Below are 16,678 nucleotides of genomic sequence, written 5' to 3'. Positions count from 1 at the left end.
GCTCCACCCCCCCTGGCATCTGATCATTCTATGCCGAGAGGGGATAGCCTGTGTGGGCGGGTGGAGGTCTGGGGTTTGCCGAAAGAAGCTATCGTCCATACTATAGGTAGGAGGGGGAATATAGGTTGATCGAAACATTAAATGACATTTTATTTAATATCCACCGGGTCGGCTGGGTATTGCTCGTCATTGTCTTTATTATAGCGTGCATATTGCTGGCTGCCGGGAAACGCAAAGGATCCTTTATCACTCATCAGATCGCCAGGTTTTTTTACGTTGTCATGATCCTGACGGGGATATTTAACCTGATCTATCTGGCTGCTGGCAGCGACATTTTCCCCTGGAATGACACGGCAAAGGGAATTATCGCCATCTGGCTGATATACTTAATGGAAGTGATTCTCGGCAGGAAAAATCGCGATGAACTAGTGGGCAGTGTCTTTACGTATTACTGGCTGCAATGGGCTATTGCCCTATTTGTCGTCATTCTCATCGGTTACGGGATCATACTGGATTATTAAAGGTATAAACCGTCTTCTCATTTACAGCATAATCGTCTTAAGACTTGCGAATGGATTTTCTTTAATATCGAAAAAGATCGTTTAACACACCTCCTGCCTGGGCAATAGCCTACAGAAATAAAGAAATGGAGGTGTGTTTTAAATGAAAAAAGTTTTTTATGCCATGCTGGCCGGGAGTATCTCGTTGATGCTAGCATGCTCGCCGGAGGGAGCGAATGACTCCGAAGAGGCGGAAGAGACTTCTGAAAACGATGAAAACGGCGAGGCGGCAGAAGAAGAGGGCGAACCGGGAGCCACCGTCGACCTTCAGGATGAGAATGAGGAGCCTGTCGGGACGGTCGAATTCTTTGAAAGCGGGGATGGGAACACGCTTTTAACGGCAGAAGTCGAGAATTTGGATCCGGGCTATCATGGTTTCCATATTCATGAAGAAGGTCTCTGTGAACCTGATGCCGATGAAGGTCCATTTGATACGGCTGAAGGCCATTATGCCCCGGAGGATAATGCTCATCCCGAACATGCCGGCGATTTGCCCCCGCTTCATGTCAACGAGGATGAAACGGCGATGATGTCGGTAGAAGTCGATCGATTTTCACCTGATGAACTTATCGAAGAAGAAACCGCGATGATTGTGCATGAAGACCCGGATAATTTTGCCCATATTCCGGATCGCTATCAATCAGAGGATCAAGACGAGCCCGGCTCGGACGAAGATACCCTTGATACCGGGGACGCGGGTGATCGCCTTGCTTGCGGTGTAATTGAAGCGCCTTAAGTGCAACTAAGGCTTATCGCCTTAAAGGCTGGCGATAAGCCAAGTTTTCTTTATTAAGGAAAATAGGAAAAAATACTCAATTGAACAAAATATATGATATGATAGGAGCAGCGATTCCATTTGAAATGAAGTGATAATCAATGACCGAAGCGAAATATTTGCAAATGTTTATCGAGGAAGGGCAAGAACACGTTCAGCACATGAACGAATATTTATTACAGTTGGAAAAAGATCCGACGGCTACTGTCCTGATCGAGGAAATCTTTCGTTCCGCCCATACTTTAAAAGGGATGGCTGCCGCGATGGAATACGATGAGATGGCCAAGCTCACGCACGCGATCGAAAATGTGCTGGATGTTTTTCGCAGTGAAGCGACAAAGGTTACCTCTGACATTCTCGATCCCGTTTTTTCCGCCGTAGATGTCATCGAAGGAATGATCCATGACATCGCTGAAGGGGGAAATGGGGGCGCACACATCGGAGAGCATCTATCACAACTTGAAACATTGGCACAACTCGAAACAATGCCTACAACGGAAGAACACTTTTCTTTTTCAAACTATGATGAATTCGAGCAAACGGTGTTGCAGCAATCGATCGAGCAAGGATTTACCCCCTATGAACTGACGATAACGTTCGAGGAAACCATCCTTCTTAAAGCGGCCCGTGTACATATGGTATTCAACGCATTGGAAGAGCACGGCGATATTGTAAAGTCCGCGCCACCGGTTGAAGAACTGGAAAATGAAAATTTTGCGTTGTCGTTTACGGTTTCTTTTATATCGGAAAAAGGGTCCTCGGAATTGGAACAAATCCTCCTGAACGTCTCGGAAGTTGCCACTGTTCATATCCAGTCTTTAGAGGATGATGAAAAGGAGAACCCTGCCCAGGAGCAAGCGAGTGACGCGACTAAACTCATTCCCAAAAAAGGACAGAAGACGATAAGGGTAAATGTCGAGCGTCTCGATGTGCTCATGAACGTGTTTGAAGAATGGATGCTCGAGCGCGGACGGCTGGAAATGACGGCGCTGGAGCTGAAAAACCCCGCATTAACGGAAACCGTCGAGCGGATGAACCGAATCTCCTCGGATTTGCAAGCGATTATCTTGAATATGCGCATGATGCCGGTAGCGAATGTTTTCGATCGTTTTCCGCGTATGGTTCGGAAAGTGTCCCAGGACCTCGGGAAAAAAGTGACGATAGAGATCGAAGGGGCCGACACGGAACTGGATCGTACCATCATTGATGAAATCGGCGACCCGCTCGTGCATTTACTGAGGAATTCCATCGATCATGGCATTGAATTACCTGACGAGCGCATCGCCGCCGGTAAACATGAAGAAGGGACCATCCGGTTACGAGCTTATCATAGAGGCAACCATGTCTACGTTGAAGTGGCGGATGATGGCGCGGGTCTCAATAAGGATAAAATCATCACCAAGGCGCTGGAGCGAGGGCTCGTCAATGAAGAAGAACTGGAACGAATGTCTGAGAGGCAGATATATCACCTGTTGTTCTCCTCAGGGTTCAGCACGGCTGATGAAATCACGGATGTGTCGGGAAGGGGCGTCGGTCTCGATGTCGTCCGGGAAACCTTTGAATCCCTGGGTGGTGTCGTTTCGGTGGATTCCGACACCGGAAAGGGCTCGGTGTTTTCCATACAACTGCCGTTGACGCTCTCGATTATGGATATCCTGCTCGTTCAGCTTCAATCTGAAACATATGGCATTCCGATTTCGGCGATTATGGAAACGGCCGTCATAGCGCGATCGGATACTTACAGTATGGATGATCGGGAAGTGTTTGATTTCAGGGGGAGCACGATTCCGCTTATATTTTTACCGGATATCTTTAACGTTCCGAGTACGGATGAGGGCGTGTCTGAAGTATATTATTCCATCGTGATCGTCCGTAATGGTGATCGTTACGGCGCCCTTGTCGTCGATCGCTTGCTCGGTCAGAAGGAGGTTGTCTTAAAGTCGCTCGGCTCTTATTTGCAGGGGCTTTTCGCGATCTCGGGAGCGACGATTCTCGGTGGCGGCGAAGTCGCTTTAATCATCGATACGAACGAACTCGTTCAATAATAAAGAGGGGGGAGGAAGATGACGGTTACGAATACCGAGTCAAGGAAAATCATCGTTTTTCAGGTGCATGGAGAAGAATACGGGGTGGATGTCATGCGCATGCAGTCGATTGAGCGCGTGCAAACCATTACCCGGCTTCCCGGGGTGCGTCCCGATGTCACAGGTGTGCTGAATTTACGGGGTAAGATTACGCCGATCATTGATCTTAGCCGTCGTTTTGGTTACGAAGCGATTTCTTTTGATCGACAGACGCGTATTCTGATAGTGGCCGGTGAAGAGGGTAACGTCGGTTTGCTCGTCGACAGCGCAGATGATCTATTGGATGTTCCTGCGTCGGATATCGAAGCCCTGCCTGAAGTGAATGACGACGAGAATTTCTACTATTTTCACGGGATTGCGAAAATCAATCACCGGCTTGTCACGTTGCTGGATATCGATAAGGTCCTTTAAAAGTTCTGTTGACGAATGAAGGAGTCCGAAGCGAGAAGGGCGAGCCAAATCACGGTTAACGGAATGAGCACAATGTAGACGTCCTCAAAATAGAAAGCGAGCCCGAGGGTAACACCATTCAGTAGCCAGATATTATAAAACCAGCCCGTGTTCAAAAGCGAATAAAACAAAAAGTAACCAATGAGTGAAAGGGCGAATAAAGATACTGCCAGAACGAGAAAGGGCATGGTTTCTGTCCCTTCAACGCCAAAGACGAGGGTTCCCAGCGCGAGGCCAGTAATAAGAATATAAATGATACGGTCCCTTGTTTGCATGGAATGTTTCCTTTCTGAATCGAAAAGAGTTCGGTGTGTCTATTTTAACACAATATTTGACAAACCAGCTGCCATCGTGTGTCTGTTTTTTTTTAAACTTTGTTCATATACGAAGATAAAAAAATCGTGTATGATGGGTACACGAGAAAAATGCAGGAGATGAAGATGTGAAACCGTACAACAACGAAAAGCAGTACGATATCAATATGATGTTTGTGTTGTTCATTTTTGCGGTCGTTAGCTGCTTTTATGTCTATTTGGCCCAGCAGCAGGAGCAATATGAGACAAACTTTGTCATTATGCAAATCGCTTTTTATGTAATTTCTTTTGCCGTTGCCTTTGCGATTATGCATTTTGATTTTGAGTATTATTTGAATTTACATTGGTTTTTGTATGGGTTTGGGCTGTTTATGTTAATCGCCCTGGCGATCGCACCCGAGAGTTTAGCACCGGAAACCGAAGGGGCGACACGGTGGTTTAACCTGGGTCCGATTAACCTGCAGCCTTCGGAATTTATGAAAGTGTTCATCATTATTTCCCTGAGTGCGGTCATTTATCAGCATAACAATATGTATACCCCTAAAGAGTTTCGATCGGATATATGGCTGCTGGCAAAAATGGGGGGCATCATCGTGCCGCCGATCATACTATTGTATGATCAGCCGGATATGGGCATGGTGATGATGATGATTGCGATTGCCGTTGGCTTAACCCTTATTTCCGGGATCTCCTATAAACTGCTTGCCTTTTTATATGGTATTCCTGCGCTTCTGTTCGGCGCGTTTATCGTTCTTTATTTCCGTTTTCCGGAGGTTTTGCAACGATTGTTGTTTGATCATATGGCCGATTATCAGGTCAATCGTTTTCACGGCTGGTTACAGCCGCTTGAGAACCCGGATGACGGCTTTCAGGTCGCGCAGGCGATGACGGCGATCGGCTCGGGGGGGTTAACCGGAAGTTCTGAACACAATGTTTATTTTCCGGAAGCACATACCGATTTAATATTTGCCGTTGTCGGGATGGAGACGGGCTTTATTGGAACTGCGCTCGTGATTACCCTGTATTTTATTCTGTTCTATCAGATTATGATGACGGCCATCCGTTGCCACCATAGTTTTGGGACTTATATGAGCGCGGGTGTGATTGCCCTGTTTACATTCCAGGTCTTTCAGAATATCGGCATGAACCTTGGGCTGCTCCCTGTTACGGGCTTTACGTTGCCGCTTATGAGTTACGGGGGAAGCTCGCTGTTAAGCTCACTTCTGGCCATCGGAATAGTGCTCGGTGTTTACTATCATTCGAAATCGTATTTCTTCGAGGAAGAATAGTTACGGAGGGGTTGAGAGCCCCTCCATTTGAATTTTACTCCGGTTGCGGTTCCAGGTTGACCGGCGGTTTGCGAACGAGACACATGATTCCGGCAATGATAAACAGTGCAGCATAAATAAGGGCGATCCCCATGGTGAACAGAAGCATTCCGCCTCCCGATACCAAAAACAGGATGCCGGCGGTTTTGGGGCGATTGATGAGTTTAACCAGGCCGATTATACCGAGAACGAGCCCGACAGCATGCACTATAAAAGCCCACCAGCCGATCACCGAACCGAAATCTATCATAGCCTGAACAAGCATTTCGGCTTCTCCAGCCTGGATGTTTGGCTCCTCCATCAGCTGCTGTTCGAGGAGATCTGCTTGTTGCTCGATTCCGGTTTGTCCAATCACCATAAAAATGGCGAAGATGAATGCAAGCGAAGTCAATACAATCCCGATAATGGCTAAAACACGTTCAGCTGTCCGTTTCAATCGCTTGTCCCTCCTTTTTGTCACTATGTATATGACGGGTCCGTCCTACTATACCCGCGCACGTGTTTTTATAATCTTCATGTGAAAATGAGGTTTAAAAAACTTCGGGAACGTAAACATATAGAGTAGAAACACTAACACATTCACACCAATTCAAAGAGGAGATGATTATAATGGCAGATAAAGTTTTTACAACAAGAGCAACAGCATCCGGCGGCAGGGAAGGTCACGTAAAATCGGATAATGGGATCATAGATGTCGGCTTGGCAATGCCGAGCGGCGATGACATTCCTTCGGATTCCGCCAATCCCGAGCAACTGTTTGCTGCCGGTTACGCTGCATGTTTCGATGGCGCATATAATTTGATGGCCAGTAAGGATAAGGAAGACGTTGAGACTGAAACGGAGGCGGCCGTTAGTCTTCTCAAGGATCCAAGTGATGACGGTTTTCAACTGGGAGTACAGTTGAACGTGGAAGTGAAAGGCGTCGACCAGGCAAAAGCGGAAGATTTGCTGGACAAAGCCCACAATTTTTGCCCGTATTCCAAAGCGACGAGGGGCAATATAGACGTATCATTAAATGTAACCGCCAAGTAAGGCGGGGAAGTGCCCGAAGGTATGTTGATTGTTGCTTCGGGCGCTGTCATACATAATAGTTCAAAGGTTATATTATATAGGCAAAATGTTTTTTTAGCAGATAAGAAACCATCATGGCGGCTGAGCATACCGCCACCATCTATCATGAAAACAACTGATTTAGCGCAAAAAGTATAATCGTGACATATGTTGGTTATACTGATTGGTTTGCGCTGCTCCAATAATGGTTGTTTTCATACAAAAGTATAACTTTCTTATCATGCATAAGTGCAACTAAGGCCTTTGCCAGGCTTGGTGATAAGCCAAGTTTTCTTTATCATAATCTTTCGTCCCTATTTTTGCATAAACGACTTGAAAATTTGCAGCATTTAGGATAGGTTTAAAGAAAGAGAAGTATGCGTTTTCAGAAGGATTGCTGAGGGGAGGTTTTTTCCATTAATGTCGGGAACATATCAAAAGAATCCGTTTGGCTGCTTGAATCCCTGCGTTTGAACAACGTCAGAAAGCCGGATATCACTTGCAATATATGCAAAAAAAATATCCGGGAAAAGTATTTAAAATTGGGGACACGCCGAGGCTGTTACTACTGTTTATTGAAATTTTTGAACCACACGAAGTTTGACAGTTACAGGGGAAGAGTCGTTAATAACCCGGAAAACCCGGGCATTGACACGGTCCAGTTAATGGCTGATTTGCGATTTATCATCCAAAAGCGGTCCATTGCGGGACTTGTTCGTGATGAGCGGCAAAAAGAAGCGGATGACGATGTAAAGGAGACCGTTGAACAGTACAAGCAGGAGAGTGAGTGAAGCACACGGATCTGAGAGACGGGGCGTGTGTTTTTTCTTGGCAGATAAGAAAGATACAACTAAGGCTCGCCATGTTTGGTGATAAGCCAAGTTTTCTTTACGATATGAAGAAGGTGAGGAGAGGAGAGGCGCTTATGATTAAAACGGTGTGGCACGGCTTGTTACTACTCACCGTTTTACTCCCGTTAGCTTCTTGTTTTAATGCGTCCGAAGAGGTAGACAATGATATAGACGCAGGTGATGAAGCCACGGAAGAAGGATCCGCTCAGGAGGAAGAAAATAGCGAGGAAGAGGGAACGCCGTCTTTGGAAACCTTCGTATACAATTATTTTACAGCGGTGAATAGCGGGGATGAAGAAGAGGTAGCGCTCGTAACCAATTTTGAAACAGAGGAGGGACAGGGAGCGACGGAAGCCATTGTTGAAGAATTTGAGCAATTTTCCATGAATGACTTGAACATACAAGTTTTAGAAGAAGAGCAAGCGTCGAGAGTTGATTTTTTTTATGATTATTATCCAGAGGAAGATAGCATTGAAGCGGTGAGCGTTCTCATCGAGGGCGAATTCGGCGGGGATGACGCCGAGCTGTATGGGGACGAAACGATGGTGATTCGCAATGATTTATTGATCCACGAGCAGGCTGAGGACTGGGAGGTCATAGGGAATTTCGCCCATACGCCGTTACCGGCTGAGCAGTCGGCGGCCACGCAGGGCGGGTTGCTGTATACACCGGAAGCATTTGTAGCCGAGTATTATCAACGCCTGGAAAATGAAGAGTATGACCAACTTTATGAGTTTTTCTCTGAAGATTATCGGGATGAACGACAAATGGATGACGACGAATACGTTGAAGAATTATCGGAGGGGGAGATTGAACCCCGGGACACACAGGTCATCATGGGTGAATTGTTCGCCGAAGATGTCCAGGAGGTCATTCCGGAATTATTCGCCTATACGACCGAAAATGACGATTATATCGTACGCGCCCAATATCAAACGGATTCGGATGAACACTTATTCACAGAAGACGTGCTTGTCTCGGAAATCGAAGACGAATGGCGCATTTCCATGATTCATCGTTATGAATGATCAAGAAGCAATGCTCCTGTCAGCAGGGGCATTGCTTTTTTCGTATGTTCAGGTCGTTGTGACACCTTAATGCGGTATCAAGGAAGTAGTTAGGTCGCCAACGTTGGGTGATGGAGCCCTAACTTGGAAACGCAGAAGGAGTTAGGTCGTCAATGACACCAGATGAAGACCTAACGCAATGATACGGAAGCCGTTAGGTCGTCAACCTCGGTTTATGGCGCCCTAACGAAAGATCGCGGAACCCGTTAGGTCGTCAATTTGTCCTTTTACACAGTTTCACCAAAACATTCGCCCCCGGTCGCTACAGTGTATCGGGGGCGGATGCCTTTTAATTCTATTGCCACTGCTCAATCAACAGATCAGCCTGAGTGCTAAGCACGTTAAACGTATTTTCCGATATCAACTCGCTATCCAATTGCTGGTCAAGCAAGTCGTGGAAGCCTCCCATGTGATTGATGAATTTATCGCTGTCACCCTGATCCTCGTAATGGGTCAGCGCTGTCATATGCAGCGAGAGGGCATGTGCGGCTTCGTCATCAGCTACGGATGTTTCGATCAACTGCTGTGTCGCACTTGTGGTTGCTTCCAAAGAGATGACAGGACTTTGGGCATAATCGACTTGTCCTTCGTGATTGGCATAGCCGACGAGGACATAGTCTCCGCCCGGTATGGAATCGCCGTCAATAGTGCCGTCCCAGGTTCCGGTAAATTCACCCTCTGGTACGTCGGTTTCAACGTCTGTCAGGCCGACATATTCGAAAGGCTCTGCCTGATATACCCAAAGGCCGAATTCCTCGGCTCCACCGGGGAGATAAGCGGTGTAGTCAAAGTCTCCCTCGTCATTTTCGGCAACGCCGAGTTCCGTTATGCGCGGATAATCGGGTTCATCCACGAAAAGAATCGTCGGTACTTCAATCGTCTCTTCCATACTGTCGATCGTAATCGTACCTTCATAATAGTCTTCATCCAATAGGCTGGGATCAACTTGAATGTTTGCGCGAATTTCTTCGGATTCACCCGGATTCAACGCAACATCACTGCTCGTCAACACATCAATGCCATCCGGGTTACCGGCGAATTCGATATCAAATGCATAGGGCTGGCGCTCGTCCGAACGATTGTGAATCGTATAGGAGCTGCGCTCGGACTGGACCCCGTCGTCTTCTGCAAAAACACCGAAAGAATGACTGCCCGGGGTGACGGCCGTGTTGGATTCAATCGCATCGGGAACGCGGATGCTTCCGGCTCCTTGCGTGTTATACGGGTAAATGTCGCTCTCAGGGTCCTGTAATGTCTCGGACGTATTCATGAGCAGTCCCTTTAATTCTTCAACATCAGCATCAGGGTCTGATTCCATGAGAACGGCTGCAGCACCTGCAACATGGGGGGCTGCCATGCTCGTCCCCTGCAAGGATGCATATCCGTGCGGGTCATCTTCCTCATGAGTCGGAATCGTACTGATGATATCCACGCCCGGCGCAGCGACGTCCGGCTTAATCATCCACGTATCCATCACCGGTCCCCGCGAAGAAAATTCGGCGATCGTCTCATCGACTTCACGTTCAAATGCGAGGTCAAAAGACACCGTATCGTCCCCCTGGGCGAGTGCCGACTGCATTTGCTGGCCGTCCTCAAGCGAGAGCATCATCGTCGGTAAAGGCAGCCCGGGGACCAGAGGTTGCTCCCCTTCGACATTGTTAAAAATAATCGTGCCAACGGCGCCCGCTTCTTCGGCATTTTCCACTTTTTCCACAAAGGGAATATCCCCGCGAATCATGAGTGCGATTTTGTCTTCGAGGTCTTCGCCCTCAAAATCTTCCGGGTGTCCCTGGCCGACATCTACAAACTCAAATTCTTCCTCGTCAAGGGCTAACAAATCGAGCTCATTCGGGTAGCCCATAACTGCCGCGGAAGGATATTCGTTCTGTTCGGTTTCTATCTCGGCACTGTACTCGCTGTAAGGAAGCTCGGAAGCCCCGACAGAAATGGCATCTCTGGATGTGCCGGGAGAACCAACCGTCCAATTGTCCGGACCGGCATTACCATTGGAAGTCACTGCGGCTACGCCCTCTTCCATCGCCCAGTCCAGCGCAATGCTCGTCGCATAGTCAGGGTCGTTTAGCGTATTTCCGAGCGAAAGGTTCATGACATCGGCATCGTCGATCACCGCTTGCTCAATACCGGCGATAACATCAACATTCGAGCCGGTGCCGCCCGGTCCCAGTACCCGGTAGGCGAGTAGGTCGGCATCAGGCGCGATGCCGACGGTTAAGCCATCAGCCGCAACGGTTCCGGCCACATGGGTCCCGTGATTCGTCTCTGTCCCACGTGGGTCGCCCGGAGGTGTTTCCTGGGGATCGTCGGTGTCATCCACGAAGTCATACCCTTTGTAATCTCCAAACGCGTGTTCAAGATCAGGATGGGTGTAATCGACTCCGGTATCAATGACAGCGACCGTTGATCCTTCACCGGTGTACCCTAAATCCCATGCTTCGTCGGCACCGATAAACGGACCGCTATCCAACATTTGCGGATCCATTTCGTCTTCCTGAATCATGAGAGGCTCCCCGATGTCGGTCGTCTCGTATTCAACATAAGGATAAACAGCTTCTACACCGTCAACCGTTAAAAGGTTGGGAATTTCGTCTTCCGGCACATCGATGGAAAAGCCTGAGAAGACGTGGCTATAGGTATGGCCGACTTCATAGTCGCCGGCAAACGTTTCAATTTCGGAAAGCACCTGCGTTTGCTGTGTTTCAATCGTGTCTTCGGATTGAGTAAAGCCCTCGTGATTGGCTTCAGCCACCGATTCTTCTTCCAGCTCGACAATGACGGTGGCATCATCCGAAGAGGAGAAATCATGCTCGCCGTAGAGATCCGCTGTCGGTTCATCTTCCTCGGCTAATGAAGCGTTCGGAAAAGCCCCTGACATGAGTAGAATAAGCACGCTGGACATGGCAATATAACGACCTTTGTCAAACATACAATACCTCCTGATATTTGAATCCCTTAGTCTACCCGACGTTCGTCTCACTCACCCTCCTTTTTCAGGTACTTAATACAGGATTCTGGAAAGATATCTAATTTCCTGCAAAATTAGACAAATCAGGAGGTATTTCCTTCAATTATTGGAAAATAATATATGACCTTAAGACCAATAAGAGACGAAAAGACAAACCGCGTTTCGGCACTTGAAAAATATTCTCAATAGGCATTGACCAGAGGCAAATGAATGATATAATCGTAGGTAGCATATCAGTGATAATGATTATCATTTTCTGTTTTGTGTTGATTCAGAGTTGCTGCATGGTGATAAACTTATGAAAATCAAATACTTACTGCCGCTGCTTATTATATTATCGCTGGTCTCTTTATTCGTCGGCGTTCAGGACATAACACCATTGGATGTTTTCAATCTTGACGACGAACAAGTCCAGACCATTCTGATCAGTCGGTTTCCCAGGTTGATGAGCATTATCATTGTCGGTGTCAGCTTAAGTGTATGTGGATTAATCATGCAGCAGCTCACACAGAACAAATTCGTCTCTCCCACGACCGCGGGAACGATGGATTGGGCGCGCCTGGGCATTCTCGTCGCGATACTGGTTTTCTCGGGGGCGAGTACGCTGGAGCGGATGTTCGTCGCCATGTTGTTTGCCCTCGGGGGAACGTTTCTTTTTATGAAAATACTGGAGCGGATCCGCTTTAAAAATGTGATCTTTGTTCCGCTCGTCGGTTTAATGCTCGGCAGTGTCGTCGAAGCGGTAACGACGTTTTTTGCCTATCAAAATGATTTGATGCAAAGCCTGTCTTCATGGATGCAAGGGAGCTTTTCGCTCGTAATCAGAGGGAATTATGAAATTCTGTATATCGGTGTACCGTTGGTGATCCTTGCCTTTTTATATGCCAACCGCTTTACGGTGGCTGGTATGGGACGCGATTTTTCAGCCAATTTAGGGATGAACTACAATCGAATTATGAATGCCGGCCTGTTTATCGTCGCGATCATTACGGCAACGGTGGTTGTGACGATCGGTTCCATTCCCTTTCTGGGGCTCATTATCCCGAATATCGTCTCGATCATGAGGGGCGATAATCTTAAGAGTAGTCTGCCGCATACCGCTTTATTCGGTGCTATCTTCCTGTTGGCCTGTGATATTTTGGGAAGGGTTATCATCTATCCGTATGAAGTCCCGATCGGACTTATGGTAGGAATCATCGGCAGCGCCATATTTCTTTACCTTCTCTTAAGGGGAAACAAACATGCAGGCTAGATGGATATTTACCGCACTTATCGTTGCCGCAACCGGACTGATCGCCACTTACATGTTTATCGGCCTTAGCCCGGAAGGCTGGGATTACGCCCTGCCGAGAAGAGGAAGAAGTGTCATCGCGATCATCATCGTGGGCGCTGCCATCGCATTTTCGACGATGATTTTCCAGACGATCACCAATAACCGCATCTTAACGCCGAGCATTATCGGCCTTGATAACCTTTATATACTCGTACAAACGGTCCTGATTTTCTTTTTCGGGACGGCCGGTCTCGTTCTATTTAGTCAAGGGGCCAATTTCATCGCGTCGATTATCATTATGGTGCTTTTTGCGCTTCTGTTGTACCTTTTGCTGTTTCGGGGCGAACAACAAAATATTTATTTTCTTTTGCTGGTCGGCATTGTTTTCGGAACACTGTTTTCAAGTTTATCGACGTTTATGCAAGTGCTTATGGACCCTAATGAATATTTATCCATACAGGACGAGATGTTTGCCAGCTTCAGCAATATTAATGAAGACCTTTTATGGCTGGCGATGGTGATTCTCATTCTGACGATGATCTATGTCCGGCCATACCTCAAGTATCTCGATGCCCTTTCACTCGGGCGTGATCAGGCGATCAATCTTGGGGTCCCTTATGACCGTGTGATCCGGAGATTTCTGATCGTGATTGCGGTTATGGTTTCCGTTTCAACCGCCCTCGTCGGGCCGATCATGTTTCTTGGACTCCTCGTCGTCAATGTAGCCCGCGAGCTGCTCCGGTCATTTAAGCACAGCCATTTGATTAATGCATCGATTCTCGTCAGTATTGTTGCCCTCGTCGGGGGAACGCTGGTCGTTGAGCACGTGTTTGAATATGCTGCGCCACTCAGTGTCATTATTAACTTCATCGGCGGCACTTACTTTATTTACCTGTTACTAAGGGGGACGAAAAGGTAATGAGCATGAAAATGTTGGAAAAAGAACAGGTCGTATCCAAAGAATCCGTTCTGGAAGCAAATAATCTAACGAAAATGTATGATGGAAAAAAAGTCGTCGATGATGTCTCGGTACAAGTAAAGAAAGGGACGATTACATCTTTTATCGGTCCTAACGGCGCAGGCAAAAGCACACTCATCGGGATGATTAGCCGCTTGCTCAAAAAAGATGAAGGCGATGTATTTTTTGACGGCAAGAACATTGACAAATTTAAGAGCAACGAACTGGCGAAAAAAATATCGATATTAAAACAATCCAACGATATCAATATTCGTTTAACGATTCGGGAGCTCGTGAGCTTTGGCCGTTTTCCTTATTCGCAAAACAAGTTAACGAAAGAAGATTGGTTGCACGTGGATGATGCCATTGACTATATGGCGCTGCGGGACATCCAGGATAAATTTCTCGATCAACTGAGCGGGGGGCAAAAGCAAAGGGCTTATATCGCCATGGTCCTCGCCCAGGATACGGATTATATCATCCTGGATGAACCGTTAAATAATTTGGATATGAAACATTCGGTCCAGATTATGAAAACGTTGCGAAGCCTGGTTGATGATTTGGGGAAAACGATCATGATCGTCGTCCACGACATTAATTTTGCCTCCTGTTATTCCGATGAAATTATCGCCTTGAAAGGCGGGCGTCTCGTTCAAAAGGGACGATGCCACGAGATTATTAATCGGGATACGTTGCGCGATATTTATGACATGGAGATTGACGTTCAGGAAGTGAACTGTAATAGAATTTGTGTTTACTTTACCTAAAGAAGCGGCTACCTCACGAGTGATGAGGTAGCCGCTAGTCGTAATAGAAATAATGAATGCTAGTCTTTTCTTGCGCAGGAACAAAAGTGATAGGCTTTATAGGCTACTTTTTGGCGGGCCTGTGTCCTTGAAATGACTTCCGTCGGCTCGGAGGGGGTGCAGCGACCATCATGATCATGGATGAGTCGGCGTTTTTTCTCGATAATGTACATGGCTTTCCTCCTTGTGATCCTCATCTATAACGATTACTTCCCAGGTTGACAGATGTTCAAACGTTCAAAATATGTGTTAATATGGCAGACAGTGATGGAAGGAGGGCATTTATGAGTCTATTAGTCGCCAATGATCTCAAGAAAACGTTCGGGGATAAAACATTACTGGACGATGTCTCTTTTACCATCGAACCGAAACAAAGAATCGGATTAATCGGAGCGAACGGAACCGGGAAGTCAACGCTGCTGCAAATACTGACCGGAGCTGAAGGGACAGAACAAGGAGAGATTCGACACGCCAAATCATTTACCGTCGCTTATGTCGACCAGGAGCCGCAGTTAAGCGGAGGCGGGAGTATTCTTTCCAAAGTATATGAAGGTGGGGCTCCGGTGTTGCGCACCCTTCGTCGTTATGAGCAAGCGCTTCGCCGCTATCAACAAAATCCTTCAGACCAAGCGGCGGAAAAACAACTCTATGAAGCGCAGGCGGACATGGACGCAGAAGGTGCCTGGGAAGCAGAGACAGCGGCGAAAACCGTTCTGACCAAATTAGGTTTCGCCGATCTGGAGGCCGATGTTGATGAGCTCTCCGGTGGCCAACATAAACGCGTGGCCCTGGCTAAAGCGCTCATTCAACCTGCCGATCTGCTCATCCTTGACGAGCCGACCAATCACCTCGATGCCGCTTCGATCACCTGGCTTGAATCATTTTTGCATGCCTATACGGGCGCACTCCTCCTCGTGACGCACGACCGTTACTTTTTGAACCGGGTGACAGATGCCATTTATGAACTTGAACATGGCAAACTCCATTATTATGAAGGCAATTATGAAACGTATTTAATCAAAAAAGCGGAACGGGACGCCCAGGCCGAACGGGAAGAAGAAAAGCGCCAGAATACGCTGCGCCGGGAGATGGCCTGGCTCAAACGCATGCCGAAAGCGCGGGGCACGAAACAAAAAGCACGCGTCGAGCGCGTCGAAGCTTTAAAAGCGGATACGCCCGAGCCGGAGCAGGGGACGATTGACTTCGTTTCAGATTCGAAAAGGCTCGGGAAAAAAGTGATTGAAGCGACGGACGTTTCGAAATGGTTCGGGGATAAAGTCATTTTGGATGATGTCAGCATGCGCGTGGACCGGGGCGATCGAATCGGAATCACCGGCGCCAACGGGACGGGGAAAAGCACCTTTCTTCACCTCCTGGCCGGGCGCCTGCAACCCGATAGAGGCGTTGTAGACATAGGCGAGACGGTGCGCATCGGTTATTTTACGCAAGGCGAAGCGGAGATTGACGGTTCCCTTCGCGTACTCGAATATATACGCGAAGGCGCGGAAGTGATCACGACGAAAGAAGGCGTGACGATCACGGCCGAGCAAATGCTGGAGCGGTTTTTGTTTCCCCGCGCGCAGCAGTGGACGTATGTCAGCCGTCTTTCCGGAGGGGAGCGGCGCCGCTTGTATTTGCTGCGCATCCTCATGGAAGAGCCGAATGTGCTGTTTTTGGACGAACCGACGAATAACCTCGATATTTCAACGTTGCGGTTGCTTGAAGATTACTTGACCCAATTTCCCGGTGCTGTCATCAGTGTCTCGCACGATCGTTATTTTCTCGATCGCGTCGCCGAACGTCTCCTGATCTTTGAATCGGACGGGAAGATAGAAAGCTATTATGGCCGGTTTGAAGACTATTTGCAGAGTAAGGAAGCCGAGCAGACAACACAAAAATCAGCTTCACGAGCACCTAAACAGCGCCAGGGAAAAAAACTTTCTTATAAAGACCAACAGGAATGGAAAACGATCGAAGACACCATCGCCGACCTTGAGCACAAACAAGCGGAACTGGAAAAAGACATGGCGGCTGCCGGCAGCGATTCCGCCCGTATTCAGGAACTGTTAAAAGAACAGGAACAAGTCGCCGCTGATCTGGAGGAAGCCATGAATCGCTGGACGGAACTCGCGACGGTGATGGAAGAAGAGAGGTAGCGTTGGGGGCTTTAACGATGCCG

At 47.8% G+C, this 16,678-nt stretch carries 16 protein-coding genes; 12 read left to right on the top strand and 4 right to left on the bottom strand.

The annotated features are described in order from the left end of the window. Nucleotides 1–125: 125 nt before the first annotated feature. From BLS58_RS05475 to BLS58_RS05460, 4 genes are all read left to right on the top strand, one after another. The gene (locus BLS58_RS05475; protein ID WP_090396788.1) at nucleotides 126–521 is read left to right on the top strand and encodes a DUF1516 family protein; all 396 of its coding nucleotides are present in this window, start codon (nucleotides 126–128) and stop codon (nucleotides 519–521) included. 142 nt (nucleotides 522–663) lie between these two features. Beyond that, complete coding sequence (locus BLS58_RS05470; RefSeq protein ID WP_090396786.1) at nucleotides 664–1,296, top strand: superoxide dismutase family protein; 633 nt, start codon at nucleotides 664–666, stop codon at nucleotides 1,294–1,296. A 140-nt stretch (nucleotides 1,297–1,436) separates the two neighbouring features. After that, nucleotides 1,437–3,380 carry a chemotaxis protein CheA gene (locus tag BLS58_RS05465; protein WP_090396784.1) on the top strand — a complete coding sequence of 648 codons (1,944 nt, stop codon included), beginning with the start codon at nucleotides 1,437–1,439 and terminating at the stop codon, nucleotides 3,378–3,380. A gap of 18 nt (nucleotides 3,381–3,398) precedes the next feature. Further along, the gene (locus BLS58_RS05460) at nucleotides 3,399–3,830 is read left to right on the top strand and encodes a chemotaxis protein CheW (RefSeq protein ID WP_090396782.1); all 432 of its coding nucleotides are present in this window, start codon (nucleotides 3,399–3,401) and stop codon (nucleotides 3,828–3,830) included. Here the strand turns inward: BLS58_RS05460 and BLS58_RS05455 are convergent. Next, on the bottom strand, nucleotides 3,827–4,144 hold the full coding sequence (locus tag BLS58_RS05455; protein WP_090396780.1) for a hypothetical protein: 318 nt from the start codon (nucleotides 4,142–4,144) through the stop codon (nucleotides 3,827–3,829). The two genes, BLS58_RS05460 and BLS58_RS05455, sit on opposite strands and share 4 nt — an antisense overlap. 167 nt (nucleotides 4,145–4,311) lie before the next feature. On the opposite strand from BLS58_RS05455, the gene BLS58_RS05450 reads away from it, so the two are divergent. Further along, nucleotides 4,312–5,472: an FtsW/RodA/SpoVE family cell cycle protein gene (locus BLS58_RS05450; RefSeq protein WP_090396778.1), complete on the top strand. Its 1,161-nt coding sequence runs from the start codon at nucleotides 4,312–4,314 to the stop codon at nucleotides 5,470–5,472. A gap of 34 nt (nucleotides 5,473–5,506) precedes the next feature. Here BLS58_RS05450 and BLS58_RS05445 read toward each other — a convergent pair whose 3' ends face one another. Further along, the gene (locus BLS58_RS05445; RefSeq protein ID WP_176764628.1) at nucleotides 5,507–5,947 is read right to left on the bottom strand and encodes a DUF4064 domain-containing protein; all 441 of its coding nucleotides are present in this window, start codon (nucleotides 5,945–5,947) and stop codon (nucleotides 5,507–5,509) included. Nucleotides 5,948–6,120: 173 nt separating this feature from the next. Here BLS58_RS05445 and BLS58_RS05440 point away from each other — a divergent pair, with 173 nt between their 5' ends. The 3 genes from BLS58_RS05440 (at nucleotide 6,121) to BLS58_RS05430 (ending at nucleotide 8,440) form a co-directional block, all read left to right on the top strand. Continuing rightward, nucleotides 6,121–6,543, top strand: coding sequence for an organic hydroperoxide resistance protein (locus BLS58_RS05440; protein ID WP_090396774.1), 423 nt, complete (start codon nucleotides 6,121–6,123; stop codon nucleotides 6,541–6,543). A gap of 593 nt (nucleotides 6,544–7,136) precedes the next feature. Next, on the top strand, nucleotides 7,137–7,352 hold the full coding sequence (locus BLS58_RS05435; RefSeq protein ID WP_090396773.1) for a hypothetical protein: 216 nt from the start codon (nucleotides 7,137–7,139) through the stop codon (nucleotides 7,350–7,352). Nucleotides 7,353–7,486: 134 nt separating this feature from the next. After that, the gene (locus BLS58_RS05430; protein ID WP_090396771.1) at nucleotides 7,487–8,440 is read left to right on the top strand and encodes a hypothetical protein; all 954 of its coding nucleotides are present in this window, start codon (nucleotides 7,487–7,489) and stop codon (nucleotides 8,438–8,440) included. 334 nt (nucleotides 8,441–8,774) lie between these two features. Here the strand turns inward: BLS58_RS05430 and BLS58_RS05425 are convergent, their stop codons facing one another. Then, nucleotides 8,775–11,423 carry a S8 family serine peptidase gene (locus BLS58_RS05425; protein ID WP_090396769.1) on the bottom strand — a complete coding sequence of 883 codons (2,649 nt, stop codon included), beginning with the start codon at nucleotides 11,421–11,423 and terminating at the stop codon, nucleotides 8,775–8,777. Between the two features lie 337 nt (nucleotides 11,424–11,760). Here BLS58_RS05425 and BLS58_RS05420 point away from each other — a divergent pair, with 337 nt between their 5' ends. The 3 genes from BLS58_RS05420 to BLS58_RS05410 are packed head-to-tail and all read left to right on the top strand — an operon-like array spanning nucleotide 11,761 to nucleotide 14,460. After that, nucleotides 11,761–12,714 carry an ABC transporter permease gene (locus BLS58_RS05420; protein ID WP_090396767.1) on the top strand — a complete coding sequence of 318 codons (954 nt, stop codon included), beginning with the start codon at nucleotides 11,761–11,763 and terminating at the stop codon, nucleotides 12,712–12,714. Next, nucleotides 12,704–13,654, top strand: coding sequence for an iron chelate uptake ABC transporter family permease subunit (locus tag BLS58_RS05415; protein WP_218126152.1), 951 nt, complete (start codon nucleotides 12,704–12,706; stop codon nucleotides 13,652–13,654). The genes BLS58_RS05420 and BLS58_RS05415 overlap by 11 nt, the downstream gene beginning before the upstream one ends. Continuing rightward, nucleotides 13,654–14,460, top strand: coding sequence for an iron ABC transporter ATP-binding protein (locus BLS58_RS05410; protein ID WP_090396765.1), 807 nt, complete (start codon nucleotides 13,654–13,656; stop codon nucleotides 14,458–14,460). Before BLS58_RS05415 ends, BLS58_RS05410 begins: the two co-directional genes overlap by 1 nt. 59 nt (nucleotides 14,461–14,519) lie before the next feature. On the opposite strand, the gene BLS58_RS17460 is transcribed toward BLS58_RS05410, so the two are convergent. Further along, a complete protein-coding gene (locus BLS58_RS17460) occupies nucleotides 14,520–14,672 on the bottom strand; it encodes a hypothetical protein (protein WP_176764626.1) in 153 nt (50 codons plus the stop codon). A 111-nt stretch (nucleotides 14,673–14,783) separates the two neighbouring features. Between BLS58_RS17460 and BLS58_RS05405 the strand changes: the two genes are divergently transcribed. Continuing rightward, entirely contained in the window at nucleotides 14,784–16,655 is a 1,872-nt protein-coding gene (locus BLS58_RS05405) for an ABC-F family ATP-binding cassette domain-containing protein (protein WP_090396763.1), read from the top strand. The last annotated feature ends 23 nt before the right edge of the window (nucleotides 16,656–16,678 follow it).

Source organism: Natribacillus halophilus (assembly GCF_900100185.1).
Classification (GTDB): domain Bacteria; phylum Bacillota; class Bacilli; order Bacillales; family Marinococcaceae; genus Natribacillus; species Natribacillus halophilus.
Note: the sequence above shows the minus strand (reverse complement) of the source record. Positions and strands in the feature narration are given on the sequence as shown.